Genomic DNA, 26,901 nt, shown 5'->3' on the forward strand with positions numbered 1-26,901 from the left:
AAATGACAATTCTTCTGATTGCCGAACACGACAACGCGACGCTTTCCGACCAGACCGCGAAGGCGCTTTCCGCGGCGCTGCAGATCGGTTCGGACGTGCATGTGCTGGTTGCCGGCAAGGGCGCCAAGCCGGCAGCGGACGCCGCCGCCAAGCTCAAGGGCGTCACCAAGGTGCTGCTCGCCGACGCCGACGAACTGACCGAGCGTCTCGCCGAACCGCTGGCGGCGCTCGTCATTTCGCTTGCTGAGCCATACGACACGATCATTGCGCCGGCGACCTCGTCGGGCAAGAACGTCTCGCCGCGCGTCGCGGCCCTGCTCGATGTCGCCCAGATATCGGAAATCATCGAAGTCGTGTCGCCCGACATCTTCAAGCGGCCGATCTATGCCGGCAACGCCATCCAGACCGTGCAGTCGAGCGACGCCAAGAAGGTCATCACCGTGCGCACTGCTTCCTTTCAGGCAGCACCCGAGGGCGGTTCCGCGCCGGTCGAGACGGTTCAGGCGGCAGCCAATCCCGGCCTGTCGAGCTTTGTCGAGAACAAGCTGTCCGAGACCGACCGCCCGGAGCTGACCTCGGCCAGGATCATCATTTCGGGCGGCCGTGCGCTGGGCTCCTCCGAGAAGTTCCAGGAGGTCATCCTGCCGGTCGCAGACAAGCTCGGTGCGGCTGTCGGCGCATCTCGCGCCGCGGTCGATGCCGGCTATGCGCCGAACGACTGGCAGGTCGGCCAGACCGGCAAGGTGGTGGCGCCCGATCTTTATATTGCCGTCGGCATCTCCGGCGCCATCCAGCACCTTGCCGGCATGAAGGATTCAAAGGTCATCGTCGCCATCAACAAGGACGAGGAAGCGCCGATCTTCCAGGTCGCCGACTACGGCCTCGTCGGCGACCTCTTCGTCATTCTGCCGGAACTGCAAAAGGCGCTTTGACGCCCTCTGCCAAAGCGTATTAAATTCTGCGGGGTGGGGTAGACGAAGTCGCCCCGCCCTTTTAGTTTGCACTGCACAAAAAGCAGGCCGCAAAGGCCTTGACGGGATCGGGTAATGAGCAAGATCGAGACGATCGGCATCATCGGCGCGGGCCAGATGGGTGGCGGCATCGCCCATGTATCGGCGCTGGCGGGCTACAAGGTGCTGGTTTACGACATTTCGCCCGACCGCATCGAAAAGGGCATTGCTACGGTCAGCGGCAACATGGCCCGTCAGGTCGGCTCCGGCAAACTTGAGGAAAAGCTGCGCAACGAGGCGATGGCGCGCATTTCCGCGGCGCCGGCCATGGCCGACCTTGCGGGCGCCGATCTGGTGATCGAAGCGGCGACCGAAGACGAGACCGTCAAACGCAAGATCTATGCTCAGCTCTGCCCGCAGCTCAACCCCGAGGCCATCCTGGCGACGAACACCTCGTCGATCTCGATCACCCGGCTGGCTTCGCAGACCGACCGCCCGGAACGCTTCATCGGCATACATTTCATGAACCCGGTTCCGGTGATGAAGCTGGTCGAGCTGGTGCGCGGCATCGCCACCGAGGACCAGACCTTCGAGGCAGCAAAAACCTATGTGAAGCAGCTCGACAAGACGATCACCGTCTCGGAGGATTTCCCGGCCTTCATCGTCAACCGCATCCTGCTGCCGATGATCAACGAGGCGATCTACACGCTCTATGAAGGTGTCGGCTCGGTCGACGCCATCGATACCGCCATGAAGCTCGGCGCCAACCATCCGATGGGGCCGCTGCAGCTTGCCGACTTCATCGGGCTGGATACCTGCTTGTCGATCATGCAGGTGCTGCATGACGGCCTGTCGGATTCGAAATACCGCCCCTGCCCGCTGCTGGTCAAATATGTCGAGGCCGGTTGGCTCGGCCGCAAGACCGCGCGCGGCTTCTACGACTATCGCGGCGAGCATCCCGTTCCGACGCGCTGATCGCCACCGCTACCGCTGATCGCCACCGCTACCAGCGCACGAAAAGCCGTCCGCCGACCGCCCCGAGCGCGGCAAGGCCGGCGATCGCGATCGTATACCAGGTGCCGACGAAAAGCGGCGAATCGTCGAAGCAATGCGCTGCATAGAAGGTCGCCGCCAGCCCGCCGGCAAGCAGGCCCGCGGTCGCACCGGCAAGCACCGGCCTTGTTGGCGCGCCGTGGCGCAGCACCGCGAGAAAGACGGCAAGCGGGCCGATGCCGATCAACGGAATGAAGGTCAGGCAGATGACCATGTTCGTGCCGACCAGGCGCGTGCCCCAGTCGGACGCAGGCACGACGAGGAGTTCGAGAATCACGGCCATAATCACCAGCAGCGGCGCGGCGATCATCCAGCTCGCCGCCCGCCCTGTCGATGCACCGGGCGTCGACAGCGCGCGGACGAGGGCAAAGGCGCTGACGGCTAGAGCAATCGTGAAGACGAATTTGGACAGGAACCGCATCGTGTGCATGGCAAATGCGATGTCGGGACGTGGGCCGATCGTCAGCCAGAAAACCGCGGCCGCGATCACGATGGCCGTGCCGGTTGCAAGCAACCAGGCGGCGCCCAGCGGCAGCGCCTTGCTGCGGACATCGGCATCGAGCGCCTTGATAAGATCTTCGGTCCTCATGCTATTCCCGCCCCGCCCCGAACCGTTTGGCAATGGCGGCAAGCCCGCGGTGTAGTGACACCCGCACAGCCGTCTCGCTGATGCCGAATTTCGCCGCCGTCTCGCCGATCGAACGGCCTTCGACCGACACGGCCGAGACGACCGAACGCTGCGCCGGCGGCAGGCAGTCGAGTGCCCGGTTGACGTCGCGCTCGCTGACCGGCTCCGATTCTGGCTCGGCAAAGGTCTCGGCGATTTCGTCGATCTCGATCTCGATCCGCCGGCCGCGCCGCCGGAACGCATCGATCAGCTTGAAGCGGGCTATTGCATAAACCCAAGGCAGCACCGGCGCATCATGGCGCCAGGTATGTCGTTTCACATGAATGGCCAGCAAGGTTTCCTGCACGACATCCTCGGGATCGACCCCGCCTTGCACGATCTTGCGCCGGGCAAAGCCACGAACGAGGGCGGCGATCCGGTGCAGAAAGTCGGCATAGGCCCTTTCGTCTCCGGCGATTGCGGCCCGCAGCAGCCGGGAAAGCTCGGCTTCGTCCTTGCCGCTCACAAGAGTTCACTCCCCGATATTCGCGTCTCGCGCTGGTTTGTTACGTGGCCGGCGAAATAATGTCCAAGGCAAATTAGCTGGGCATCACGAAAGTTTGCTCCTTTTGAGCGATTGAGCGGGCCAGCAATGTTGACTGCGCTAGTCATGTATTGATAGGTGCAGCATACCAAGCCAAAGACCATCGAAATCGAGGACGATGCCATGAAATATGCTCTTTCCGCCCTTGCCGGTGCGACAGCACTTGCAATCAGCCTGATCGCCGGCCCGGCGTTAGCCGAGGACGAGGGCATCGTCGTCTACAACGCCCAGCACGAAAACCTGACCAAGGCCTGGGCGGAAGGATTCACCAAGGAAACCGGCATCAAGGTCACCGTCCGGAACGGCGGCGACAGCGATTTCTCCAATCAGATCGTTGCTGAGGGGTCCTCTTCGCCAGCTGATGTGTTCCTGACGGAAAACTCACCGGCCATGGTGCTGGTCGAGACAGCCGGCCTGTTCGCGCCGGTCAACGCCGAGACGCTGGCCCAGGTTCCGCAGGAGTACCAGCCGGCGAGCGGCAAATGGGTCGGCGTTGCCGCGCGCAGCACCGTCTTTGCCTACAACAAGACCAAGCTGACCGCCGACCAGCTGCCCAAATCGCTGCTCGATCTCGCCGATCCGAGCTGGAAGGGCCGTTGGGCCGCTTCGCCCTCCGGCGCCGATTTCCAGGCGATCGTCAGCGCCTTGCTGCAACTCAAGGGTGAGACTGCCACGGCCGACTGGCTGAAGGCGATGAAAGAGAATTTTACCGCCTACAAGGGCAACAGCACGGTGATGAAGGCGGTCAATGCCGGCGAGGTCGAAGGCGGCGTGATCTATCACTACTACTACTACGGCGATCAGGCCAAGACCGGCGAGAACAGCAAGAATGTCGAGTTGCACTATTTCAAGCACGAGGACCCCGGCGCTTTCGTCTCGGTTTCCGGCGGCGGTGTGCTGGCCTCGAGCAAGCACCCGAAGGAAGCCCAGGCTTTCCTGAAATGGGTCACCGGCAAGGGCGGCCAGGACGTGCTGAAAACCGGCGATTCGTTCGAATACGCAGTCGGCAAGGGCGCCGAGTCCAATCCGAAGCTGGTGCCGCTGGCCGATCTGCAGGCGCCGAAAGTCGACCCGACGGCGCTGAACTCGAAAAAGGTGACCGACCTGATGACGGCGGCCGGCTTGCTTTAGCCGGCGTTCGTCCTAAAAGGGCAACCGACTGCGCTCCTGTGGGAATTCGCTTTCCGCGGGAGCGCTCTGTTTTCAAAATGGCATTTGCCCATGACCACAAGCTGCTCGCCACATTGTCGGCCGCCGATCGTTTCCGCCTCCGGGCGGACCCGGCGCAACGTCTGATCTGATGCAGTCTGCGATCGATCTCGCACCTTCAGGCTTGCCGGCCGACACCACGGCCGTGCGGGCACGTCGTTGGTCGGTCTCATGGATTGCGTTGGCTGCCGTCTTTGTCTCGCTTTTCGCGCTGCTGCCGCTTGCCTTCATCGTCTGGGTGGCGGTGCAGACCGGCTGGGAAACGGTGGCGGCGCTGGTGTTCAGGCCGCGCGTCGGCGAGCTTCTGGTCAACACCAGCCTGCTGGTGGTGCTGGCGGTGCCGATCTCGATCGTGCTGTCGGTGGCGCTGGCTTGGCTGACGGAGCGCAGCGATCTGCCGGGTGCCCGCTTATGGGCCTGGCTGTCGGTGGCGCCGCTCGCCATTCCCGCCTTCGTCCACAGTTACGCCTGGATCACCATGGTGCCCAGACTGCACGGCCTGTGGGCCGGCGTGCTTGTGTCCGTCATCGCCTATTTCCCCTTCCTTTATCTGCCGGTGGCGGCGGCATTGCGCCGGCTCGATCCCGCTCTCGAAGATGCAGCGGCAGCCCTTGGTCTCGGCCCGTGGCGCGTGTTCAGGCGTGTCGTGCTGCCGCAGCTCCGGCTCGCCATTTGCGGTGGCTCCCTGCTGGTCGGCCTGCATCTCCTGGCCGAATACGGGCTCTACGTGTTCATCCGCTTCGATACATTCACCACCGCGATCGTCGACCAGTTTCAGTCGACCTTCAACGGTCCCGCCGCCAACATGCTGGCCGGCGTGCTGGTGACCTGCTGCTTCGTGCTGCTCGGGCTGGAGGTGCTGGTGCGCGGCGAGGAGCGCTATGCCCGCGTCGGCTCGGGTGCTGCGCGCCACCAGCAGCGCACGAGCCTTGGGCGCGCCACCATTCCTTGCCTGCTGCTGCCCGCTGTTACCACGCTGCTGGCGCTCGGGGTGCCGTTCGTCACCATCGGTCGCTGGCTCATGGCCGGCGGCGCCGATATCTGGCGGCTCGACGAGATCGGCCTGGCGCTTGGTCAGACACTGTTCCTGGCGATTGCAGGCGCGCTGCTCGCCACCGTCGCGGCAATGCCGATGGCGTGGATTTCGATCCGCGCGCCGGGAAGGCTGCAACGCGTCCTGGAGGGCTGCAACTATATCGTCGGCGCGTTGCCCGGGGTTGTCATCGCCCTGGCGCTGGTCACCATCGCCGTGCGTATCGCCATGCCGCTCTACCAGACCCTGTTCACCATCCTGGTCGCCTATGCGCTGATGTTCCTGCCGCGCGCTCTGATTAGCCTCAGGGCGTCGATCGCACAGGCGCCGGTCGAGCTCGAACGCGCCGCCTCCAGCCTCGGCCGGTCGCCGCTCAAGGCGCTGTGGTCGACGACCATCCGCCTGTCGGCGCCGGGTGCCGCGGCCGGCATGGCATTGGTCGCGCTCGGCATCATGAACGAGTTGACCGCAACCCAGATGCTGGCGCCCAACGGCACCCGCACGCTGGCCATGGCGTTCTGGTCCTATAGCGGCGAGATCGACTATGCGTCGGCGGCGCCTTATGCCTTGATCATGGTGGCGATGTCGCTGCCTTTGACCTGGCTGCTCTACGTCCAGTCGAAGCGGATGGCCGGGCGATGAGCTTTCTCGAGCTGAGCGGCATCCACAAGCACTACGGCCCCGTGGCAGCACTTGCCGGCGTCGACCTCAGCGTGGCCAGCGGCAGCCGTACGGCGATCGTCGGGCCATCCGGTTGTGGCAAGACCACCTTGCTGCGGCTGATCGCCGGCTTCGAGGCGCCCGACCAGGGCCGCATCGTGCTCGATGGCGAGGTGCTGGCCGATGGCGACACGGCCGTGCCGGCGCATCGCCGCGGCATCGGGCTGGTGGCGCAGGACGGCGCTCTGTTCCCGCATCTGAGCATCGCCGCCAATATCGGGTTCGGCATGGGCCGTCACGAGGAAAAGCGGAGCGAGCGCATCGCCGAGCTCGCCTATGTCGTCGGGCTGGACAAAGGGATCCTGAAGCGCCGCCCGCACGAACTCTCCGGCGGCCAGCAGCAGCGCGTCGCGCTCGCCCGCGCCATGGCCATGAAGCCGCGGCTGATGCTGCTCGACGAGCCGTTCTCGGCGCTCGACACCGGCTTGCGCGCCTCAATGCGCAAGGCCGTGGCCGAGCTCCTCGAAACGGCCGGCATCACCACCATCCTGGTCACCCATGATCAGGCCGAGGCGCTGTCATTCGCCAGCCAGGTCGCGGTGATGCGCGACGGCAAATTCTCGCAGGTCGGCACGCCGCGCGAGCTCTATTTCAAGCCGAAGGACCGGATGATCGCCGAGTTCCTCGGTGACGCCATCGTCCTGCCGGCCAGGATCGCCGATGGCGTTGCCACCTCGCCGCTCGGCCGCATTGCCGTCGACAGCACGGAGCGGCGCGACGTCGCGCGCATCATGCTACGGCCGGAGCAGGTGCTGCTGAAACGGACATCGCGTGAAGGCATGTCCGGCACGCCGGACATGCTGTTCGGCGAGGTGACGGAATCCGAATTCGCCGGCTCGATGTGCACGATCGCGGTGCGTCTCTTGAACAGCCCCGATCCGCCCGATGCCGCCGCCATCGGCAACACGCCGTTGATCCTGCGCAAGCCGGGAATGGACGCGCCGGCGATCGGCGAGATCGTCCGGCTGACCGTGTCGGGCAAGGCGCATGTGTTTGCCTGAACGGTTTTGCGCAAGGCCGACCTCAATCGACCCGTTTACCGGCATGATCGAACCAGTGCAGCTTTTCAGACCCGGCCACGACGCGCAATTGGTCGCCTGGCTTGGCGCTGGCGCGGCCTGAGACGCGCACGACGATACGGCTGCCGGCTGCCGCGCAGTGGAGAAAGCTTTCGGCACCGACCGGCTCGACTGCTTCCACTGTCGCCGGCAACGCGAGCGCGCCGGCCGGCGCCTCTGCCGTGAAGGTGATATCGGCATCCTCCGGACGAAAGCCGAGTGTCACCGCCTTGCTTTGTCCAGGCGCCGAGCCAATCACCGTCCCGTCCGTCAGTACCGAGCCTGGAGAGGCCCCCGTGAGGGCCAGCAGATTCATCGGCGGCGCGCCGATGAAGGAAGCAACGAAGATCGAGGCCGGCTTCTCGTACACGTCGAGCGGCGCGCCGATCTGCTCGACCAGGCCGGCGTTCATGACGACAAGGATGTCGGCCAGCGTCATCGCCTCAAGTTGGTCGTGGGTGACATAAACCGAGGTGACGCCAAGCGAGCGCTGCAAATTCTTGATCTCGACGCGCATCTGCCCGCGCAATTTCGCATCGAGGTTGGACAGCGGTTCGTCGAACAGGAAGACTTTCGGGTTGCGCACGATGGCGCGGCCCATGGCGACACGCTGGCGCTGACCGCCGGAAAGCTCGCGCGGGCGCCGGTCGAGCAGCCCCGAAAGCCCCAGCACCTTGGCAGTCGAGCGCACCCTGCTGTCTATCTCGTCCTTCGGCGTGCCGCGGTTGCGCAGACCATAGGCCATGTTGTCGTAGACCTTCATATGCGGATAGAGCGCGTAGTTCTGGAACACCATGGCGATGTCGCGCTCGGTCGGGCCAATGGCGTTGACCACCTTGCCGTCGATGGCGACTGTACCGACCGAAATCGTCTCGAGCCCGGCGATCATCCTCAGCAGCGTGGACTTGCCGCAGCCGGACGGGCCGACCAGCACGCAAAGCTCCTTGTCGGGAATGGCGATGGAAACGCCCTTCACGGCCTCGACGCCGCCGGGATAGATCTTCTTGACATCCTTCAGATCGACGGTCGCCATCGGCTTCTCACTTTTCGGATTCGACCAGGCCGCGCACGAACCAGCGTTGCATCAGCACCACGACCAGGATCGGCGGCACGATGGCCAGCATCGCGGTGACCATGACCAGGTGCCATTGGGTGTCGGCATCGGCGAAGGAAACCATTTTTCGCAGCGCGATGACGATGGTGTTCATGTCGTTGCTGTTGGTGACGAGCAGCGGCCAAAGATACTGCGTCCAGCCGTAGATGAAGAGGATCACGAACAGCGCGGCGATGTTTGTCCGCGACAGCGGTACCAGAATATCGAAAAAGAAGCGCCATGGACCGGCACCGTCGACACGCGCCGCCTCGACCAGTTCGCCCGGGATGGTCATGAAGAACTGGCGAAACAGCAGCGTTGCGGTGGCCGAGGCGATCAGCGGGATGATCAGGCCGGCATAGGTGTCGATCATGCCGAGATCGACCATCACCTTGTAGGTCGGCAGAATGCGCACCTCGACCGGAAGCATCAAGGTGATGAAGATCAGCCAGAAGAAGGTCATGCGCAGCGGAAAGCGGAAGAACACGATCGCGTAGGCCGACAGGATCGAGATGAAGATCTTTCCCACCGCGACGCCGAGCGCCATGATCGTGGTGTTGAGGAGCAGTCTGCCCACGCTGACACCGCCGATACGACCGATGCCGCCGAACAGCGCCTCGCTGTAATTGTTCCATAGCTGGTCGCCGGGCAACAGCGGCAGCGGCGGCCTGAGGATCGTTTGCAGCGTGTGCGTCGAGGCAACGAAGGTGTAGTAGATCGGAAAAGCCACGATCAATATGCCAAGGATAAGCACGGCATGGGCGATGACGGTGCGGAGCGGAGATTGGCCGATCATCGCTGCCCTCAGCCGTAATGGACTTTGCGTTCCACATAGCGGAACTGGATGGCTGTGAGCGCGATGACGATGGCCATCAGGATGACCGACTGCGCCGCCGAGTCACCCAGGATCAGATTGACGAAGCCGTCATTGTAGACCTTGTAGACCAGCGTCTCGGTCGTCTTGCCCGGGCCGCCGCCGGTGACGGCATGAACGATGCCGAACGTGTCGAACAGGGCATAGACGGTGTTGACGACCAGCAGGAAAAAGGTTGTCGGCGCAAGCAGCGGGAAGACGATGGTCCAGAAGCGCTTGGTCTCGCCGGCGCCATCCATGGCCGCCGCCTCGATCAGCGTTTTCGGCACCGCCTGCAGGCCGGCGACGAAGAACAGGAAATTGTAACTGATCTGCTTCCAGGCAGCCGCCGACACCAGCAGGATCATGGCGTGGGTGCCGTTGAGCAGCGGGTCCCATGCGATGCCGAGGCTTCTCAGCAAATAGGCCAACGAGCCGATCGAAGGATTGAACAAGAAAAGCCACAGCATGCCGGCAATCGCCGGCGCGACGGCATAAGGCCATATCAACAGTGTGCGGTAGAGGCCTTTGCCGCGCACGGCCTTCTCGGCCATGACCGCGAGCAGCAGGGCCACAACCATGGCAACGATCGCGGTCGCAAGCGAGAACACCACGGTGACCTTGATCGAGTTGAGGTAGGCCGGATCGGCCAGCACCTTCCGGAAATTGGCAAACCAGACAAACCTGCTCTTCAGCCCGAACGGGTCTTGCCTGAGCATCGACTGGTAAAGCGCCTGACCGGCCGGCCAGTAGAAGAAAACCAGGGTGATGGCGAGTTGTGGCGCCACCAGCAGGTACGGCAGGATCTTGTTGGGAAATACGACGCGTGGAGACAGGCTGATTTCCCTCGCTATCCAGGTATCGCCCACGCGAGCTCGCGTGGGCGATATTCCAACCGACTAATGCATGTCGCCCAAAAGTGCGCAGCGGTTTTGAGATAACGACATGCATAAGAACAAGAGCTTAAAGCGCGTCGCATGTGGCCATTCAAACGCGACGCGCTTTAACCGAGATAATCTCGTCAGTTCTCCAGCGCTTCCTTGATCGCGGCGTTGCCGCGTGTGACCGCATTGTCGAGCGCCTGCTGGGCGGTTTGCTGGCCGGCCAGCAGCTTCTCCAACTCCTCATTCTGAATATCACGCACCTGCGGCAGATTCGGCAGGCGCACGCCCTTCGAGTTGTCGGTCGGCGCCTTGCCCGTCATCTGCAGGATGGGTGTCTCGCGGCCGGGGTTTTTGTCATAGAAGCCTGATTTCTTGGTCGCCTCATACGCGGCGAGCGTCACAGGCAGGTATCCCGACTTCTGGTGCAGATATTCCTGCACATCGGTCTTGGACAGATAGGCAAAGAAGGCGGCAACACCCTTATATTCCTCGTCCGACTTGTTGCCGAACACCCACAGGCTGGCACCGCCCGGCGTGGTGTTCTGTGGTGCGCCCTTGGCGTCGCTATCGTAGGGAAGCTGGCCGATGCCATAGTTCATGCCGGACTTGACGATATCGCCGAGGCCGCCCGACGATTCGGTGAAGATGCCGCATTCGCCGGCGAGGAATATCTGCTTGGCTTCGGAGGTGCGCCCGCCATACTTGAACGTGCCGTCCTTGGCTAGGTCCGCGAGTGCCTGGAAGTGGTTGACGAAAATCGGCGCATTGATCTTGAGTTCGACATCGCCGCCGGCCAGGCCGTTCTGCTGAGTGGCCCAAGGCACGTCATTCCACGCCGCGAAATTCTCCAGATGGATCCAGGTCAGCCAGGTCGAGGTATAGCCGCAAGGGGCGGCGCCGCTCGTCTTGATCTTCCTGGCAGCTTCCCACACCTCGTTCCAGGTCTGGGGCGGGCTGTTCACGTCGAGGCCCGCCTTCTGGAAAATGTCCTTGTTGTAGTAGAGGATCGGCGACGAGGAGTTGTAAGGGAACGACAGCATGGTGCCGTCCGGCTTCGAATAATAGCCGACGATGCCGGGCAGATACTGGCTCTTGTCAAAGGTCATCCCGGCACTGGTCAGCACATCGGCCGCCGGCTTGATCGCACCCTCGGCCGCCATCATCACGCCGGTGCCGACGTCGAACACCTGGAGGATATCGGGCGCCTGGCCGGCGCGGAAAGCGGCGATGCCGGCATTCAGCGTCTCCGGATAGGTGCCCTTGAACACCGGAACGAGCTCATAGTCGCTCTGGCTGGCGTTGAAATCCTTGGAGATCTTGGCGACGACCTCGGCGTTGGCGCCGGTCATGGCGTGCCACCAGCTGATCTGCGTGACGGCGAAGGCGGAGGTGGTGGAAAGCAGGGTCAAGGTGGCGGCAACACCGGCCGCGAAGCCGAAGAACTTCATGTTTCATCTCCCGTTTGTCATTGGCGAAAGGGGCACTCTCGCAAAGCCAATATGTGGCGCTGATGACAATCGGACAACGGTTTTGTTGCGGGTCAATGAACATCGCTTCCGGCTAAAGTGCGCTCGCTACCGAAAGCGTCGCCAGGAACTACATCACCGCCTTCTCGGCGGAGCGCATCGGTTTTCCCCCGAAAAGGCCCGCCTCATGGCCCGCGGGTTAACCATTCGTTAAAATCTCCAAGAGCTAATCAGTCACACCTCCCCTGTTATTTGGCAGACCGAGTGAACCCAGGATGCTGACGGTCTATAATTGTATTGTAAGTCAGCACGACCTGAGACTGGTCGCACTTGCCGCCCTCGTCTGCGGCATTTCTTGCTTCTCTGCAGTAAATCTCCTTAAGCACGTCGGCCGATCGACCAACCGAAACCGGCTTGTCTGGCTAATGATCGCCGCAACTTCGACCGGGTTCGGCATATGGGCGACGCATTTCATCGCCATGACTGCGTTTACGCCGGGAATACCAAACGCATACAATCCGGGATTATCCGCCTTTTCGCTTGCCGCCGCCGTCATCCTGACCGCGCTTGGGATGTGGGTTGCCACCTTGCGCCGCGGCATCGACCATTTCCTCGTCGGCGGTGCCATTCTCGGTGGTGCCATCGCGACGATGCACTACATCGGCATGGCGGCGTTCGAGGTCGAGGGCCGGATCGTATGGAACCTGCTCCTTGTCGCGATATCGCTTCTGGCCGGCGGGACGCTCGCGGCAATGGCGCTCCTTGTCGTCTTGCGCCGCCCGTCCGCGCTCGCAACACTTGGTGGCGCCGCGCTTTTGACGCTGGCGATTTGCAGCTTGCATTTCATCGCGATGGGCGCGGTGTCGATCATTCCGGATTCCTCGATTGAAATATCCGAACATTCCATCGAGCCCATTTCCCAGGCCTTTGCCGCAGCGGTCGCCAGCCTGGTAATCCTTGTGCTGTCAGGCGCCGCGCTGTGGATCGACCTGCGCTTTCGCCGGCAGAGGCTCGAGGCCGATCGCATGCACGATCTCGCCAATGCCGCGGTCGAAGGGCTGATCGTTTGCGATGGCACACGCATAGTCAGCGCCAATGACAGCATGGCGAAACTGACGGGCACGGCGACAGCCACCCTGAACACGATGCAACTCGGCGAGCTGTTCGATGGACAGAGCGCAGCCGATGTATCCGGCTTCGGCGAACAGGCACAAGAAACGAAATTGAGGGGCAGCGACGGCACGAGAATTCCTGTCGAGCTGATCGCCAGGAAGATCGCCTACTGCGGCAGGCCTCATACGGTGCTTGCCGTTCGCGACATCCGTGAGCGCAAGAAGGCGGAAGAAGAGATCCTCCGTCTCGCGCATTTCGATCCACTTACCGGGCTTGCCAATCGGCGGAGCTTTTCTTCCCGGCTCGAAGCAGAAATCGCTTCGATGGAGCGTGGCAGCAAGGATGGATATCTGGCGCTCCTGCTGCTTGACCTCGACCGATTCAAGCAAGTCAACGACCTCTACGGCCACAGCGCCGGTGACGCCATGCTGCAGAAGCTGGCGCACTGCATTTCCGGCATTCCGCGCCACGGACAGATGCTCGCGCGTCTCGGCGGCGACGAGTTTGCCGTCTTAGCTCCGAACCTCCCCGACCCCCTGGCCGCAGGCCGCATAGCCGAGGACTTGCTGGCGGCGATCCGGGAGGAAAACAGGGTTTCAGTCGGCTCCGGCCTTGTTTCGGCCAGCATCGGCATCGCCTTCTTTCCGCTGGATGCCGAAGATCAGGCCGGCCTGATCGGCCATGCCGACACGGCACTCCATCGCGCCAAGACCGAGGGCAGGGACACGTATCGTTTTTTCGAGATAGCCATGGGCACCGCGGCCCGCGACAAGCGCGTGATGGAGCATGAACTGCGCCAGGCGATCGCCCGCAAGGAGTTCCACCTCGTCTACCAGCCGCAGAAGGAAATCCGCAGCGGCAAGATGATCGGCTTCGAAGCCCTGGTCCGTTGGCAGCATCCGGAGCGGGGCGACATTTCCCCGGCCGTTTTCATCCCCGTGGCCGAGGACAGCGGCGCCATCGCGCAGATCGGCGACTGGGTGCTGACGACGGCTTGTAACGATGCAGTTCGCTGGACAAATCCGCTGATGGTCGCCGTCAACGTCTCCGCCGTGCAGCTTCACAATCCGAACTTCAGCCGCAAGGTGCACGACGCACTGGCGAGATCCGGCCTCGCACCCGGCAGGCTCGAACTAGAGATCACCGAAACGGCCCTGGTGAAGGACATGCCCCGCGCATTGGCAACCTTGAGGCAGGTCAAGGCGCTTGGCGTGCATGTGGCGATGGACGATTTTGGCACCGGCTATTCTTCGCTGTCCAACCTTAGCGCCTTTCCCTTCGACAAGATCAAGATCGACGGGTCGTTCATCAAATCGGTCGACAAGAACGGCCAGTTCGCGGCCATCGTCCGCGCCGTGCTGGGGCTTGGACGCGGTCTCGGCCTGCCGGTCCTGGCGGAGGGCATCGAGACGCCGGGCGAATTGCAGTTCCTTGACGCCGAGGCTTGCGAGATCGGGCAAGGCTATTACCTCGGCAAACCGGCTCCGATCGAGACATTCGGCGAGTTGACGGGCGTCACAGCTCCGGCAGTCCGCACCGCCAGCCGGCGCGGCGCAAGCATCGCCGTGCTCAAGCCGCGCCTGCGCACGGTCTGAGCCTATCCAGAAGCGCCGCCTCGATTTGGCGCTTAGCGCGTGCATTTGCGTAGCTTCGTATGCTAACGGCGTACTATCCGCGCGTGAGATGAGCATTGGACCAAGGCTCGGCGCCGAAGCGCCGCCGTGGAGCGGAGGTCAAAGTTCCTGCTGAAAACAGGCTGTCGCTGCCACAACCGGTGGCTGACATCCCGGTAGTCGATAGCCTACCAGGGGACTCTGAGTATTTCATTCGCTGTCGATCGTTGCCTGACCAGCACCTCAGTGAAGACCGAGCAAAACCAGGGGCGAGGCGCTACTCCCAAGAGCCACGAACCCCTATGAATGCCGAGTTCGACATCGCCACGCTTGGCCCGTTTGATCGGCCGACTGGCCACTGTCGGTGCTTGTCCGTATTAAAATCATGAAGCTACAAATCGGAGCGGGCGCCATGCCACTTAACAACATCAACGTCCACAACAGCGATGGTCCAACATTAAGCGGAAGAATTTCTGCCAGCAGGTGCAGTTGTTCTGTACGGTGGGTCGAAATGCATATTGCATAGAGCATACCTCGGTAAGCTGCTCAGAGTTGTCGGCTTGTGCCGTAAAAGGGGCGATATGGAAGTTCAGACCGTTACGGTCGCCGTACTTGGCGGAGGGATGACCGGCGTTGTCCTCGCTGCAACACTCGCCCGCGACGCGCGTTTCCGTGTTTCGCTGTTCGAGCGCGGAAGCTGTCTCGGCGGCCTTCATAAAAGCCCTGTGATTAATGACTATGCGTACGATATCGGCGCCTTCTTCTTTGAGCCGGACCATCCGGTATTCGCTACATTTCCCGGTCTAATCGAACAATTTGTGCCGTTTGACGTGAAGGTCTGCTCCATCTTCGAGGGTGGATTTCAAGATTTGTATCCGTTGACAGTCAAAGGATACGTGCGCAGCCGCGGGTTAGGCGGACTTGCGCGGGCGGTCGCTAGCTTGACACTAAGCAAACTGCGTTACCGGCGCCGTGACACGGTGGCGGCATTTTGTCGTTACTATATTGGAGGCGAGCTCTACGAAACCAGTGGCTTACGCCGCTATATCGAACGCTTGTACGGGCTTCGTGACACGGAGATCGACCTCATGTTCGCCCAGCAGCGGATGGCGACACTGGCGAATTGGGCGAGCCTCCGAACTATTGCACGTCATGCCAGCACCTACCCCGCGCGACTCTGGAGGAGTGGCTACGCCAAGCCGCGCGCGCTGGCTCGGCCTAGGGAGGGGTTCCAAGCTGTATACTCGCATATCGAACAATCGTTGAGCAATGCTGGCGTATCGGTTCACAAATCGGCGCACATCTCGAAGATAGACCGCACAAGTCAAGGATTTTCGGTCACCGGCGATGGCGTGCAAACTCAGTTCGACCGCGTCGTGTCTACGGCGCCTGTCCCCGTAACCGGCCGGCTAATAGGTGTTGAGATGCTTCATCGTTTCGAAACAATGGATCTGCTCACACTGTTCTACCAATTTGAGGGCGATCCGGGTTTTAACGCGGTGACGCTCAGCAATTTCTCGCAGGGCGGTCGATGGAAACGCATCATTGATTTTGCAGGTTTCTATGGGACGAAAAACGGCCGGCACTATCTATCGGTTGAAATTACGGTCGCTGCCGGGGCATTGCTCGACGTCAAGGACGAGGTCCGCCAGTTCGAGGAACATGCCAGATCACTGGGGCTCTTCCACGTGGGCAGGCTCATCTTGGAAGGGCACCATGTCACTGCGAACGCCTATCCGGTCTTCCGTCGTGATAGCGTTGACCTGATCGAACGGGACAAGCAACTTGTCTCGGATTGGGGAGTGGTCCTGGCCGGTCGGCAAGGAGAGTTCGAGTATATTTCGTCGGAACAGGCAGCCATGAGCGCCATCGCGCTCGCCCACAGAATGACGGCTGAGCTAGGATTGCCAGACAATGCGATGACACCCGGCTGAACTGCCGCTCGCTGCCGGTGGCGCCACCCGGACCGGGAGTGATATCTTCGCGGACATCTCAGGCGCTCGGCGTGCATGTGGCGATCGATGATTTTGGTGCCGGCTACTCTCCGTTCGCACCGTGCTGGGGCTTGGACGCAGTGTCGGCCTGCCGGGTCCTGGCGGAGGGCATCGAGCCTTGCCTGATCTCGCTTTCCTCGACTCCAGGAGTTGCAACTTGCCCGGCGCAAGCATCGCCATGCTCAAGCCGCGCCTGCGCACGGTCTGAGCCTATCCCGGCTGAAGCGCTGCCTCGACCAGACGCTTGGCATCCGGCCCCGACCATTCGGCCGGGCCGTTCATATGGGCGATCAGGCAGCCTTGCCCATCGATCAGCATGGTGACCGGCAGACCGAGCGCCAGGCCGCGCGTCTTGACGTCGTTGAACAGTGCCATGGTGGCATCGCGATAATAGCCGAGCGCCTTGACGCCGGTGTCCTCGAGGAACTTCTTCGGCTTGGTATCGTCGCCGGCATCGACGTTGACTGCAACAACCTGAAAAGCGTCGCTGCCCATCTCCTTCTGCAGTGCATCGAGCGCCGGCATTTCGGCGCGGCAAGGTGCGCACCATGTTGCCCACAGATTGAGCAGCACCGTCTTGCCGGCATGATCGGCGATCGTCGTCGGCTTGCCGTCGGGGCCGTTGAAGGCGAGGCTTTTCAGCGATTGCGGCGGATCCGCCGGCAAAAGCGCGGCGACTTGACCGGTAGCGGCCGCGGCGATCTTCTTGGCATGGTCGGTCCTGGCGGCGCAGGCGACGTCGTCCTTGCCGCCGCCGGCGGCCACTTGCGCGGGCGCGTTGTTGCCAGAACCGCTTTCCCTGACATATACCGCGACCGCGCCGGCCAGCACGCCCGCAACCAAAGCGGCGAGGATGAGACGCAAAGCCGGGAAAAATCTATTGCCGTCTGCCATTTTTCAAAAACTGCTCCGGAGCACGGGTTATAGCGATGAGCGACAAGAAGGCCAGCAACCAGATGTGGGGCGGACGTTTTGCCTCGGGTCCGGCCGCAATCATGGAAGCGATCAACGCGTCGATCTCGTTCGACCGCAAACTCTATGCCCAGGACATTCGCGGCTCGATCGCCCATAGCGAGATGCTGGCGCAAACGGGCATTATTTCGGCGGCCGATCAAGAAAAAATCAGTCACGGGCTGAACACGATCCTGGCAGAGATCGGGGCCGGCACATTCGAGTTCTCGACCAGGCTGGAAGACATCCACATGAATGTCGAGGCCCGCCTCGCCGATTTGATCGGCCCTGCCGCCGGCCGCCTGCACACTGCCCGCTCGCGCAACGACCAGGTGGCGGTCGACCTCAGGCTCTGGGTCAAAGACGAGTGCTTTCGTGTCGCCGAGGCGCTGAAAGGCCTGATCACAGCGTTCCTCGCCCGGGCCGAGGAGCATGCGGCAACGGTGATGCCGGGCTTCACCCACATGCAAGCGGCGCAGCCGGTGACCTTCGGCCACCACTGCATGGCCTATGTCGAGATGTTTGCGCGCGACCTGTCGCGCGTCCGCGACGCGATCGAGCGGATGGACGAAAGCCCGCTCGGTGCGGCCGCCCTCGCCGGCACCAGCTTTCCGATCGACCGGCACCAGACGGCAACGGCGCTTGGTTTTCGCGAACCGATGCGCAATTCGCTCGACAGCGTTTCGGACCGCGATTTCGCGCTGGAATTCTTGGGGCTGGCGGCGATCTGTGCGACACATCTGTCGCGGCTGGCCGAAGAGATCATCATCTGGTCGACGCCGCAATTCGGTTTCGTCAGGCTGTCGGATAGCTTCTCGACGGGTTCGTCGATCATGCCGCAGAAGAAGAACCCCGACGCCGCCGAACTGGTGCGCGGCAAGACAGGCCGTGTCACCGGCCATCTGGTCGGCCTGCTGACGGTAATGAAGGGCATGCCGCTGACCTATGGCAAGGACATGCAGGAAGACAAGGAATCCGTCTTCGACGCGGCAGAGACGCTCGACCTGATGCTGGCGGCGATGACCGGCATGATGCGCGACATGACGGTGAACACTGCCGCGATGAAAAAGGCGGCGGGCGCCGGCTATTCGACTGCGACCGACCTCGCCGACTGGCTGGTACGCACGCTCGGCCTGCCGTTCCGCGAGGCGCACCATATCACTGGCCGGGCGGTGGCGCTGGCCGAGGACAAGAAGGTCGGGCTCGACAGGCTTTCGCTGCAGGATTTGCAGTCCATTCACCCCGGTATCAGCGCCGACGTGTTTTCGGTTCTGGCCGTGCAGAATTCTGTAAGGAGCCGCACAAGCTTCGGCGGCACCGCGCCGTCCGAGGTGCGCAAGCAGATCCGCTACTGGAAAAAGCGGCTCGCCAAGGCGTAAGACGCGGGGTGCAATGGCCGCAAAACTCGGATAGAAGCGCTGCGGGCAACAGTTTCGGACGGATGACGCGATGACCGGAAGCAGGATTTTGGTGACGCTGACGCTGCTAGCGGCGATGGCGACCGTTGCGGCCTGCGGCAGGAAGGCTGCGCTCGATACGCCCTACGCGGCAGCCGTGCAGGCGCGCAAGGACGCCGAGAAGGCCAAGCAACCTTTGCCGCCGGAGCCGGAAAAACCTGTCGAGGACAAGAAATTCATCCTCGACCCGCTGCTCTGATTTTCGGACCGATCTCGTGAACCATTTCGACTACCGCGACGGCGTACTGCATGCCGAGGACGTGGCGATATCAGATATCGCCGCCAGTGTCGGCACGCCGTTTTATTGCTATTCGACGGCGACGCTGACCAGGCATTTTCGCGTCTTTGCCGAAGCTTTTGCCGGGCTCGACGCGCTCGTCTGCTATGCCATGAAGGCGAATTCCAACCAGGCTGTGCTGAAGGTGCTGGCAAGGCTTGGCGCCGGCGCCGACGTGGTCTCGGAAGGCGAACTGCGCCGCGCTTTGGCTGCCGGCATTCCGGCAAGCAAGATCCTGTTTTCAGGCGTCGGCAAGACCGCGCGCGAAATGGATTTTGCGCTCTCGGCCGGCATTCTCTGTTTCAACGTCGAATCCGAACCGGAGCTGGAGCTGCTGTCGGCCCGCGCCACCGCGCTGGGCAAGATCGCGCCGATCTCGCTGCGCATCAACCCGGATGTCGACGCCAGGACGCACAAGAAGATTTCGACTGGGAAGGCCGAGAACAAGTTCGGCATTCCCTGGCAGCAGGCGCGGAAGGTTTATGCCCGCGCGGCTGAGTTGCCGGGCATCAGGATCACCGGCATAGATACCCATATCGGCAGCCAGATCACCGAATTGCAGCCCTTCGACGACGCCTTCGCGCTGCTGGTGGAACTGGTCGGCGCGTTGCGTGCCGACGGGCATGCCATTGAGCATATCGATGTCGGTGGTGGCCTCGGCATTCCCTACCGCGTCGACAACAACCCGCCGCCTTTGCCCGAAGCCTATGCCCAGATCGTCAGTAAGCATGTCGCCAAGCTCGGGCTGAAAGTGATGTTCGAGCCGGGCCGGCTGATCGTCGGCAATGCCGGCATCCTGGTCTCGGAGGTCATCTTCGTGAAAGAGGGCGACGCCAAGAACTTCCTCGTCGTCGACGCCGCGATGAACGATCTGATCCGGCCGACCCTTTACGACGCCTTCCACGACATCAGGCCGGTGGTGCAGCAGCCGGTCGCGGCACCGCGCATGAAGGTCGACGTCGTCGGCCCGGTCTGCGAGACCGGCGACTATCTCGGGCTCGACCGTGACCTGCCCAGGCTGAAAGCCGGCGACCTGATCGCTGTCGCCACCGCCGGCGCCTATGGCGCCGTCCAGGCCGGCACCTACAACACCAGGCCGCTGGTGCCGGAAGTGCTGGTCGACGGCGACCGCTTCCACATCGTGCGCCCGCGCCAGACCTATGACGAATTGATCGGGCTGGATTCGGTGCCTGATTGGTTGACCTGAGAGATACCTTGCAGCGCTACAGCCGGTGCTGGATGAGCGCCCTGGCCTCGGCGATCCTGTCCTCGTTCCGGCGATAGAATATCCACTGCTTGATACGCTTGCTGCGCAAAAGCCTTGCCTGGGTGAGCACGCGCATATGCTCGCTGAGCGTCGCCTGCGTGATCCCCAGCTTTTCCGCGATCAGCAGCGCGCAGACCCCGTCCTCGACCAGATCACCGTCCGCCTGCGGCGGAAAATGCGCGCGCGGGTCCTTGAGCCAATCGAGGATCTGCAGTCTGCGCTCGCTGGCAATCGCTTTGAAGACGTCGACCTCTTGCATTTAGGCAGTTTGCCAAGTTACTAAATAATGTCAACTCTGAATGGCAACTCTGGGAGTGAAGCATGCTGCATGGCCACACGATCACCCGCGAGCGCATTGCGGCGATGGAACCCCGCATCCGGCCCTTCGTGCGCCACACGCCGGTGCTGCGCGTCGACATGGCCGATTTCGACCGCCCGCCTCTGCCTGTCGACCTGAAGCTCGAATGCCTGCAGCATTCCGGCTCGTTCAAGGCGCGTGGCGCGTTCACCAATCTCCTCGAACGGCCGGTTCCCGCAGTTGGCGTCGTCGCCGCATCGGGCGGCAACCACGGCGCCGCGGTCGCCTATGCCGCCATGCGGCTCGGCCATAAGGCGACCATCTTTGTTCCCGAAGTGAGCCCGCCGGCCAAGCTGGACCGCATCCGCGGCTATGGCGCCGAGCTGATCGTCGGCGGCGCCCGTTATGCCGAGGCGCTGGCCGCCAGCGAGAGCTTCGCCGAAAAATCCGGCGCGCTGCAGATCCACGCCTTCAACCAGGAGGAGACGCTGGTCGGGCAAGGCACGCTGGGCCTCGAGATCGAGGCCGACCTGCCGAAGCTCGACACGCTGCTGGTCGCTGTCGGCGGCGGCGGCTTGATCGGCGGCATCGCCGCTTGGTTTTCCGGCCGCATCAGGATCATTGCCGTCGAGCCGGAGGGTGCGCCGACGCTACACCGCGCTTTCGAGGCGGGCCGGCCTGTCGATGCTCCGACCGAGGGCATCGCCGCCGATTCGCTCGCGCCGAAGCGCGTCGGCGAAATGATGTTTCCTATCGCTGAGGCGTTCGTCGAGCGCTCGATCCTGGTCGGCGACGGCGACATTATCGCCGCCCAGGCGGCGCTGTGGGATCATGTGCGAATCATCTCCGAGCCGGGCGGTGCGGCCGCCTTCGCGGCGCTCCTGTCCGGCCGCTACAGGCCGGCTGTGGGCGAGCGCGTTGCCGTTCTGGTCTGCGGCGCAAACGCCAATCCAGCGAAATTTTGACAATATCCGGGGCATTATTGTTCACGTTTTGGGGAACCGCCTCGCCTTCGCCGTGTTTGTTGGTATCCTTAGGGCGACGTGCAGCCGCCTGAATGCACGAAGTATGCGCTAAGATTTTGGGTCTTCGCATCGTGCTTCCCGAAAAATCGACTTTTCGGGTCCATGCGATAGACTCGTGAGGTCCGGGCTATCCCGCCCGGCCAGGAAGGGCCGATGACGCAACGACCCATCTTCACCAGCGATCGCAGCCTGGCCGGGCGCCTTGCCTTGAGCCGGCTGGCGACGCAGGTCTCGATAATCGTCGAGCGCGGCTGGCCGTTGCTGCTGCCGCTGATCATCGTCGCCAGCCTGTTTCTCAGTATCTCGTGGCTCGGTCTGTTCCCGCTTTTGCCCGATTTGGCGCGAATCGGTCTCATCACGGCATTCGGCGTCGCAGCGCTTGCCGCACTCTATCCATTGCGTTTCTTCCGCACGCCATCCAGTGTCGAGGTCGACCGCCGCATCGAGGCGGCCAACCGGTTGCTGCACAGCCCGGTGCAGGTCCAGACCGATCGCCCGAGCGGCAAGGAAAGCATTTTTTCGCGAGCCCTGTGGCGCGAGCATCAGCGGCGCATGGCCGACCGGCTGGGCGAGCTTGGCGGCGACGTGCCGCGCACGCGCGTCCCCGAGCATGACCCGTGGGCGTTGCGCGCCGTTGCGGCGCTTTTGTTGGTCACCGCCTTTGCCTTCTCCTTCGGGCCGTCGGGCGGCAAGCTGACTGACGGGTTTGTTGCCCGTGCCGCGCGCGACGTCGTGCCGCCGCGCATTGATGCCTGGGTGACGCCACCGGCCTATACCGGCAGGCCACCAGTATTCCTCAACGCCCCTGTCCTTGCCAACAATGCCAATCAAGCGGCGCCGACCTTCACCGTTCCGGAAGGCAGCGACGTGTCGCTGCGCGTCACGGGCGGTTCGGGCGAGGAAACGCTGAACTACGCCGACGCCGGCGGCAACACCCGCGCCATCGATCCGACCGGGCCGCAAGCCAAGCCAGAGGCAAATACTGCAACGCCTTCCACCGTGCGCCAGTTCAGCGGCAAGTTGACGGCCGACGGCATGCTGACGCTGCAATCCGGCGACGGCGAGCTCGGCCGCTGGGCCTTCGCCATAATCCCCGACAAGCCGCCGCAGATCCGCTTTGTCGGTGAGCCGAAACGCGCCGTCAACGGCGCCTTCGAGCTCAACTACCAGATCGACGACGACTATGGCGCGGCCTCCGCCAAGGCGGTTTTCGCATTGGCCGATCCGCAGGTGCCCAACGCGCATCCGCTCTATGGCCCGCCGGATATGCCGCTGACGTTGCCGCGCCGCGGCGGCAAGGCCAATGCCGCCAAAACGACGAAGGATCTGACCGACCATGTCTGGGCCGGTGGCAACGTCAAGCTGTCGCTTGTCGCCACCGACGGCGCCGGACACACGGCGACCAGCGAAACCAAGACGCTGGTGATGCCGGAGCGGCCATTCTCCAACCCCTTGGCGCGGGCCGTGGTCGAGCAGCGCCGCATGCTGGCGCTCGACGCCTATGCCAAGGACCGCGTCCTCGACCTGATGGATGCGATCACGCTCAGGCCCGAAGACACGTTCGACAATATGGCGCACTACCTCGCCATCATGAGCGCCCGCACCCGGCTGAAGATGGCCGACAGCGACGACCAGTTGCGCGACGAGGTCGCTTACCTTTGGGAGATCGCGCTCGGCATCGAGGAAGGCAATCTGTCGGCGGCCGAGAAGCGGCTGCGCCAGGCGCAGCAGGCGCTGCAGGATGCGATCAAGAACGGCGCCAGCGACCAAGAGATAGAGAAGGCGATGAAGGAACTGCGCGAGGCGATGAACCAGTTCCTGCAGGAATTCGCGGCGCGGGCGCAGCAGAATCCGAATGCGCCACAGATGCAGCAAAACGGCCAGGAACTGCGCCAGAGCGACATCGACCGAATGATGGACCAAATCGAGAACCTGGCGAAATCCGGCAATCGCGACCAGGCGCAGCAATTGCTGTCGGAGCTGCAGGACATGATGAACAATCTGCAGGCAGGCCGCCAGCAGCAAGGCGGCCAGCAGGACAGCGAGATGCGCCAGCAGATGGACAAGCTGGGCGAGATCATGCGGCGCCAGCAGGAGATGATGAACGACACCTTCCGTATGGACCAGATGCAGCGCGGCCAGCAACAGCGCGGGCAGAACCGCGACGAGCAACTCGGCGAGAACGGTGAGCAAGGCCCGATGGGCGAAGAGGGCAAGCCCAGCCCGGGCGACGACCGCGATCCGCTCGGCCGGCCGAAGCCGATGACGCCGCAGGAATTTGCCGATGCGCTGAAGCAATTGCAGGAAGGCCAGGGCAAGCTGCAGAGCGAGCTCGATCAATTGAGGAAGGGCCTCGAAGGCATGGGCCTCGACCCCAATGAGGGGTTTGGCGAAGCCGGCAAATCCATGGGCAATGCCGAACAGGCGCTCGGCGAGGGCGAGGGCGACCAAGCCGTCGGCCACCAGGGCCGCGCATTGGAAGCCTTGCGCAGGGGCGCCAAGGATATGATGAAGCAATTGCAAGCGATGCAAGGCGACCAGGGCGGCAACGGGCAGGGCGGACGCCAGCAGAATGCCGACCGTGACCCGCTCGGGCGGCCCCGCACCAGCGAGGGTCCCGATGACGGAAGTTCGGTGAGAGTGCCTGACGAGATCGACGTGCAGCGCGCCCGCCAGATCCTCGAGGCAATCCGCAAGCGGCTCGGCAACGCGCTCAGCCCCGATATCGAGCGCAGCTATCTGGAGCGGTTGCTGGAGCTGAAGTAAGGCTGCACTCTACATTTTTGGAAGATCGCCGTGCGCGGTCCTCCGTGGTGGCAGCTATCGCCGGACCGAGCGACGTGTTTAACGGTTGGTGAACGCCTCGCGGATCGCCTCTTCCATGCCGTCGATCGCCTCGCCGGAAGCGTTCGGATTGCGCCGCAGCACTACGTTCGAGGAATCGATGTCGCCGAAGCCGTCGGCGGCCGTAAGTTCGCGGCAGCCGGCCGGAATGTTGCTGCGCGAGATCGGCGCAATCGCCAGCCCGGAGGTGACGGCGAGCCGCAGGCCGCCATTGGTATCGCTGGTGTAGGCGACACGATAGGCGAGACCGCGCTGTTCCAGCGACTTTATCGCGAAATCCTTGCACCAGCCGGCGCGGTTGTAGAGCGCGATCGGCACCGGCCGGTCCTCATGCATGTGATGCAGCTCCGACGTCACCCATACGGTCGGATCATGCATCAGCACCTCACCGCCCGAGAGATCCTGCCATTCGAACACCACCGCCAGATCGAGCTCGCCGGCGGCGAGCGCCGCGATCTGCGCACCGGAATGCGCGTAGCGGACGGTGATGTCGACCTGAGGATGGCGCTTGGCAAAGGCACCGAGCGCGCGCGACAGGATCGCGTGGCCATATTCCTCCGGGATACCGATGCGCACCGGCCCGCCAAGCGGCGCCGCGACCATCGATGCCGCCGTCTCGTCGAGCAGCGAAACGATGCGCCTGGCGTTGGCGATGAGCTCGCCGCCGCGCCGCGTCAGCGCCACACCACGCGAGCCGCGCTCGAACAGGCTGTCGCCGACCATGCTTTCGAGCTTCTTCATCTGCATCGAGACCGCCGACTGGGTGCGGCCGGCCCGCTCCGCCGCCTTGGTGAAATTGCCGGTGTCGGCGACCGCGACGAAGGTGCGCAAGAGGTCGCTGTCGAGATTGGGTCGCATGTGCCCGCCATAAGAAAATCTGATTGCTGGCATCATTCCAATTCGTTTGCAACATGTCAAACGGCGGACGATAGTCGCCTCACCCATTGGATATGCGGCCGCGAAATCGGCCGCGGACCAATCAAAAGTCCTCACTCGTACCCGCTGCCCGAAACGGTGGCGGGTTCTTTTTACCCGGATGCAGGCCTGCTTCCGGCCGGCGCGCAGGAGACCGGAGCGCCCATGCAGAATCGGCTTGTGCTCGGCATCCTCAGCCTCTGTCTCGGCGTGTTGGTCTTTTCACTGCAGGACCCGCTGGTCAAGGCGGTGTCGAGCCGCTATCCCGTCACCGAGGTGATGGCGATCCGCTCGATCGTCGCCCTGCCGATCCTGGTTTTCCTCGTCCACGCCGACGTCGGATTGCAGGCGATCCAGTCGAAGCGGTTCGGCATGTTGACGATGCGCGCCTTCATCCAGTTCACCTCCTACACGGCCTACTATCTGGCAATCGCCGCCCTGCCGCTGGCCGACGCGGTGGCGCTCTATTTCATGGCGCCACTGTTCATCATGGCGCTGGCCGGCCCGTATCTCGGCGAACGCGTGTCCTGGCAGGCGCTCGCCACCGTCCTGGTCGGCATGCTCGGCGTGCTGGTGATGGCGCGCCCGGGTGCCGGCGTGTTCGACTGGGCGGCGCTGCTGTCGCTAGGCTCGGCTCTGCTCTACGGTTTTTCGCAACTGATGGCACGCAAGATCGGCGACACCGAATCCTCGACCGTTATGGCGTTTTACCAGAACGGCGCCTATCTGGCCGGTGCTGCCCTGGTGGCGGGGCTGTTTTGGCTGGCAGACATCGACCATGCCGTGCATCCGAGCCTCGAATTCCTAGTCCGGCCATGGGTCTGGCCGACGACGTCGGATCTGCTGAAGATGGGGGCATGCGGCTTCGTTGCCTCGGCCGGCATGATCCTGTTGTCGCAGGCCTACCGGTTGGCGCCCGCCAACAGCGTCGCCACCTTCGAATACACCGGTATCATCTGGTCGCCGCTATGGGGTTTTCTGTTCTTTGCCGAAGTGCCGCGACCGGCGACGGCGGCCGGCGCAGCCCTCATCATCGGCGCCGGCCTGTTTGCGCTCAATGCCAGCCGGCGCCGGAGCGGCGCGCCAGCCATCGCTGCGACCTGCGACCCTGCGTGAAGGGGTCGGCCTTGGGCTTTAGGCGAAACAGGCGAGCGCCTGTTCGACGCGGGCGCGAATTTCAGCCAGCGTGAACGGCTTTTGCACGACATCGAGAATAACGCCGTCCAATTCCTCGGCGCGCTCGCGCTGATCGGCAAAGCCGGTCATCAGCATGATCTTCATCGCCGGGAACAGCGCCGCTGCCGCCTTGGCCATCTCGATGCCGTCCATCTCCGGCATGCGGATGTCGGACAGCACAAGGTCGTAGCCCCCTTGCGCCGCCCGGATCAGAGAAAGACCGTGCGCGCCGTCGGCGGCAATAGTGACATTATGCCCGGCGCGTTCGAGCGCACGGGCGGCGAGGGTGCGGACGGATTCATCGTCCTCAACGATCAAGAGCTTTGCCATGGGCAGGATATTTGGCGAGGAAAAGTTGATGTTTCCTGAAGGCGCTGAGTGTCGATGAGGCCTTTTCAGAATTCGCTCCGGCGAGTCAGATGGCGTGGTTTTCGAGAACCG

23 protein-coding genes are annotated in these 26,901 nt (G+C 63.1%); 13 read left to right on the plus strand and 10 right to left on the minus strand.

What is annotated here, in order from left to right; genetic code table 11:
* Positions 1–2: 2 nt before the first annotated feature.
* The gene (locus tag NKJ93_RS22115; protein WP_023721072.1) at positions 3–932 is read left to right on the plus strand and encodes an electron transfer flavoprotein subunit alpha/FixB family protein; all 930 of its coding nucleotides are present in this window, start codon (positions 3–5) and stop codon (positions 930–932) included.
* Positions 933–1,046: 114 nt separating this feature from the next.
* Complete coding sequence (locus NKJ93_RS22120; RefSeq protein ID WP_352591103.1) at positions 1,047–1,925, plus strand: 3-hydroxybutyryl-CoA dehydrogenase; 879 nt, start codon at positions 1,047–1,049, stop codon at positions 1,923–1,925.
* Positions 1,926–1,953: 28 nt separating this feature from the next.
* On the opposite strand, the gene NKJ93_RS22125 is transcribed toward NKJ93_RS22120, so the two are convergent.
* Positions 1,954–2,592, minus strand: a complete 639-nt coding sequence (locus NKJ93_RS22125) for an NrsF family protein (protein ID WP_352591106.1) — start codon at positions 2,590–2,592, stop codon at positions 1,954–1,956.
* A 1-nt stretch (position 2,593) separates the two neighbouring features.
* A complete protein-coding gene (locus NKJ93_RS22130; RefSeq protein WP_352591109.1) occupies positions 2,594–3,136 on the minus strand; it encodes a sigma-70 family RNA polymerase sigma factor in 543 nt (180 codons plus the stop codon).
* Between the two features lie 201 nt (positions 3,137–3,337).
* On the opposite strand from NKJ93_RS22130, the gene NKJ93_RS22135 reads away from it, so the two are divergent.
* From NKJ93_RS22135 to NKJ93_RS22145, 3 genes are all read left to right on the plus strand, one after another.
* Positions 3,338–4,345 (plus strand): iron ABC transporter substrate-binding protein, encoded by a 1,008-nt coding sequence (locus NKJ93_RS22135; protein WP_352483525.1) that lies wholly within the window; start codon positions 3,338–3,340, stop codon positions 4,343–4,345.
* Positions 4,346–4,514: 169 nt separating this feature from the next.
* Positions 4,515–6,098, plus strand: a complete 1,584-nt coding sequence (locus NKJ93_RS22140) for an ABC transporter permease (protein ID WP_352483524.1) — start codon at positions 4,515–4,517, stop codon at positions 6,096–6,098.
* Positions 6,095–7,177, plus strand: a complete 1,083-nt coding sequence (locus NKJ93_RS22145) for an ABC transporter ATP-binding protein (protein WP_023721080.1) — start codon at positions 6,095–6,097, stop codon at positions 7,175–7,177. The genes NKJ93_RS22140 and NKJ93_RS22145 overlap by 4 nt, the downstream gene beginning before the upstream one ends.
* A 22-nt stretch (positions 7,178–7,199) precedes the next feature.
* Here the strand turns inward: NKJ93_RS22145 and ugpC are convergent, their stop codons facing one another.
* From ugpC to ugpB, 4 genes are all read right to left on the minus strand, one after another.
* Positions 7,200–8,267, minus strand: coding sequence for a sn-glycerol-3-phosphate ABC transporter ATP-binding protein UgpC (ugpC, locus tag NKJ93_RS22150; RefSeq protein WP_352591112.1), 1,068 nt, complete (start codon positions 8,265–8,267; stop codon positions 7,200–7,202).
* Between the two features lie 7 nt (positions 8,268–8,274).
* Positions 8,275–9,123 (minus strand): sn-glycerol-3-phosphate ABC transporter permease UgpE, encoded by an 849-nt coding sequence (ugpE, locus tag NKJ93_RS22155; protein WP_352483522.1) that lies wholly within the window; start codon positions 9,121–9,123, stop codon positions 8,275–8,277.
* A gap of 8 nt (positions 9,124–9,131) precedes the next feature.
* Positions 9,132–10,016, minus strand: coding sequence for a sn-glycerol-3-phosphate ABC transporter permease UgpA (gene ugpA / locus NKJ93_RS22160; protein ID WP_352483564.1), 885 nt, complete (start codon positions 10,014–10,016; stop codon positions 9,132–9,134).
* Positions 10,017–10,201: 185 nt separating this feature from the next.
* A complete protein-coding gene (ugpB, locus tag NKJ93_RS22165; RefSeq protein ID WP_352591114.1) occupies positions 10,202–11,512 on the minus strand; it encodes a sn-glycerol-3-phosphate ABC transporter substrate-binding protein UgpB in 1,311 nt (436 codons plus the stop codon).
* 293 nt (positions 11,513–11,805) lie between these two features.
* On the opposite strand from ugpB, the gene NKJ93_RS22170 reads away from it, so the two are divergent.
* Together NKJ93_RS22170 and NKJ93_RS22175 are read left to right on the plus strand one after the other, a co-directional pair.
* Positions 11,806–14,238: a bifunctional diguanylate cyclase/phosphodiesterase gene (locus NKJ93_RS22170; RefSeq protein ID WP_352591117.1), complete on the plus strand. Its 2,433-nt coding sequence runs from the start codon at positions 11,806–11,808 to the stop codon at positions 14,236–14,238.
* Positions 14,239–14,837: 599 nt separating this feature from the next.
* On the plus strand, positions 14,838–16,190 hold the full coding sequence (locus tag NKJ93_RS22175) for an FAD-dependent oxidoreductase (RefSeq protein ID WP_352591119.1): 1,353 nt from the start codon (positions 14,838–14,840) through the stop codon (positions 16,188–16,190).
* A 270-nt stretch (positions 16,191–16,460) separates the two neighbouring features.
* Here the strand turns inward: NKJ93_RS22175 and tlpA are convergent, their stop codons facing one another.
* Positions 16,461–17,144 (minus strand): thiol:disulfide interchange protein TlpA, encoded by a 684-nt coding sequence (tlpA, locus tag NKJ93_RS22180; RefSeq protein WP_352483519.1) that lies wholly within the window; start codon positions 17,142–17,144, stop codon positions 16,461–16,463.
* A gap of 35 nt (positions 17,145–17,179) precedes the next feature.
* On the opposite strand from tlpA, the gene argH reads away from it, so the two are divergent.
* The 3 genes from argH (at position 17,180) to lysA (ending at position 20,142) form a co-directional block, all read left to right on the plus strand.
* Complete coding sequence (argH, locus tag NKJ93_RS22185) at positions 17,180–18,580, plus strand: argininosuccinate lyase (protein WP_352483518.1); 1,401 nt, start codon at positions 17,180–17,182, stop codon at positions 18,578–18,580.
* A gap of 70 nt (positions 18,581–18,650) precedes the next feature.
* Positions 18,651–18,857, plus strand: coding sequence for a hypothetical protein (locus NKJ93_RS22190; RefSeq protein ID WP_023677931.1), 207 nt, complete (start codon positions 18,651–18,653; stop codon positions 18,855–18,857).
* Between the two features lie 16 nt (positions 18,858–18,873).
* Entirely contained in the window at positions 18,874–20,142 is a 1,269-nt protein-coding gene (gene lysA / locus NKJ93_RS22195; RefSeq protein ID WP_352591122.1) for a diaminopimelate decarboxylase, read from the plus strand.
* Between the two features lie 16 nt (positions 20,143–20,158).
* Here lysA and NKJ93_RS22200 read toward each other — a convergent pair whose 3' ends face one another.
* On the minus strand, positions 20,159–20,461 hold the full coding sequence (locus NKJ93_RS22200) for an ArsR/SmtB family transcription factor (RefSeq protein ID WP_352591125.1): 303 nt from the start codon (positions 20,459–20,461) through the stop codon (positions 20,159–20,161).
* Positions 20,462–20,523: 62 nt separating this feature from the next.
* On the opposite strand from NKJ93_RS22200, the gene NKJ93_RS22205 reads away from it, so the two are divergent.
* Together NKJ93_RS22205 and NKJ93_RS22210 are read left to right on the plus strand one after the other, a co-directional pair.
* On the plus strand, positions 20,524–21,465 hold the full coding sequence (locus NKJ93_RS22205; RefSeq protein ID WP_352483515.1) for a threonine/serine dehydratase: 942 nt from the start codon (positions 20,524–20,526) through the stop codon (positions 21,463–21,465).
* 213 nt (positions 21,466–21,678) lie between these two features.
* Complete coding sequence (locus NKJ93_RS22210; RefSeq protein WP_352591128.1) at positions 21,679–24,291, plus strand: TIGR02302 family protein; 2,613 nt, start codon at positions 21,679–21,681, stop codon at positions 24,289–24,291.
* Positions 24,292–24,369: 78 nt separating this feature from the next.
* Here the strand turns inward: NKJ93_RS22210 and NKJ93_RS22215 are convergent, their stop codons facing one another.
* Complete coding sequence (locus NKJ93_RS22215) at positions 24,370–25,227, minus strand: LysR substrate-binding domain-containing protein (protein ID WP_023721091.1); 858 nt, start codon at positions 25,225–25,227, stop codon at positions 24,370–24,372.
* A 222-nt stretch (positions 25,228–25,449) separates the two neighbouring features.
* Between NKJ93_RS22215 and NKJ93_RS22220 the strand changes: the two genes are divergently transcribed.
* Positions 25,450–26,400: a DMT family transporter gene (locus NKJ93_RS22220; protein ID WP_352483513.1), complete on the plus strand. Its 951-nt coding sequence runs from the start codon at positions 25,450–25,452 to the stop codon at positions 26,398–26,400.
* Between the two features lie 18 nt (positions 26,401–26,418).
* Here the strand turns inward: NKJ93_RS22220 and NKJ93_RS22225 are convergent, their stop codons facing one another.
* Positions 26,419–26,790: a response regulator gene (locus tag NKJ93_RS22225; protein ID WP_023721093.1), complete on the minus strand. Its 372-nt coding sequence runs from the start codon at positions 26,788–26,790 to the stop codon at positions 26,419–26,421.
* Between the last annotated feature and the right edge of the window lie 111 nt (positions 26,791–26,901).

The sequence above is a fragment of the Mesorhizobium sp. M0028 genome (assembly GCF_040323855.1).
Classification (GTDB): Bacteria; Pseudomonadota; Alphaproteobacteria; order Rhizobiales; family Rhizobiaceae; genus Mesorhizobium.

Excerpts from the sequence above, each read along its gene's own strand:
- NKJ93_RS22115 (WP_023721072.1), top strand. The coding sequence starts at position 3 with ATGACAATTCTTCTGATTGCCGAACACGACAACGCGACGCTTTCCGAC.
- NKJ93_RS22120 (WP_352591103.1), top strand. The coding sequence starts at position 1,047 with ATGAGCAAGATCGAGACGATCGGCATCATCGGCGCGGGCCAGATGGGT.
- NKJ93_RS22125 (WP_352591106.1), bottom strand. The coding sequence starts at position 2,592 with ATGAGGACCGAAGATCTTATCAAGGCGCTCGATGCCGATGTCCGCAGC.
- NKJ93_RS22135 (WP_352483525.1), top strand. The coding sequence starts at position 3,338 with ATGAAATATGCTCTTTCCGCCCTTGCCGGTGCGACAGCACTTGCAATC.
- NKJ93_RS22140 (WP_352483524.1), top strand. The coding sequence starts at position 4,515 with ATGCAGTCTGCGATCGATCTCGCACCTTCAGGCTTGCCGGCCGACACC.
- NKJ93_RS22145 (WP_023721080.1), top strand. The coding sequence starts at position 6,095 with ATGAGCTTTCTCGAGCTGAGCGGCATCCACAAGCACTACGGCCCCGTG.
- ugpC (WP_352591112.1), bottom strand. The coding sequence starts at position 8,267 with ATGGCGACCGTCGATCTGAAGGATGTCAAGAAGATCTATCCCGGCGGC.
- ugpE (WP_352483522.1), bottom strand. The coding sequence starts at position 9,123 with ATGATCGGCCAATCTCCGCTCCGCACCGTCATCGCCCATGCCGTGCTT.
- ugpB (WP_352591114.1), bottom strand. The coding sequence starts at position 11,512 with ATGAAGTTCTTCGGCTTCGCGGCCGGTGTTGCCGCCACCTTGACCCTG.
- NKJ93_RS22170 (WP_352591117.1), top strand. The coding sequence starts at position 11,806 with ATGCTGACGGTCTATAATTGTATTGTAAGTCAGCACGACCTGAGACTG.
- NKJ93_RS22175 (WP_352591119.1), top strand. The coding sequence starts at position 14,838 with ATGGAAGTTCAGACCGTTACGGTCGCCGTACTTGGCGGAGGGATGACC.
- tlpA (WP_352483519.1), bottom strand. The coding sequence starts at position 17,144 with ATGGCAGACGGCAATAGATTTTTCCCGGCTTTGCGTCTCATCCTCGCC.
- argH (WP_352483518.1), top strand. The coding sequence starts at position 17,180 with ATGAGCGACAAGAAGGCCAGCAACCAGATGTGGGGCGGACGTTTTGCC.
- NKJ93_RS22190 (WP_023677931.1), top strand. The coding sequence starts at position 18,651 with ATGACCGGAAGCAGGATTTTGGTGACGCTGACGCTGCTAGCGGCGATG.
- NKJ93_RS22200 (WP_352591125.1), bottom strand. The coding sequence starts at position 20,461 with ATGCAAGAGGTCGACGTCTTCAAAGCGATTGCCAGCGAGCGCAGACTG.
- NKJ93_RS22205 (WP_352483515.1), top strand. The coding sequence starts at position 20,524 with ATGCTGCATGGCCACACGATCACCCGCGAGCGCATTGCGGCGATGGAA.
- NKJ93_RS22210 (WP_352591128.1), top strand. The coding sequence starts at position 21,679 with ATGACGCAACGACCCATCTTCACCAGCGATCGCAGCCTGGCCGGGCGC.
- NKJ93_RS22215 (WP_023721091.1), bottom strand. The coding sequence starts at position 25,227 with ATGCGACCCAATCTCGACAGCGACCTCTTGCGCACCTTCGTCGCGGTC.
- NKJ93_RS22220 (WP_352483513.1), top strand. The coding sequence starts at position 25,450 with ATGCAGAATCGGCTTGTGCTCGGCATCCTCAGCCTCTGTCTCGGCGTG.
- NKJ93_RS22225 (WP_023721093.1), bottom strand. The coding sequence starts at position 26,790 with ATGGCAAAGCTCTTGATCGTTGAGGACGATGAATCCGTCCGCACCCTC.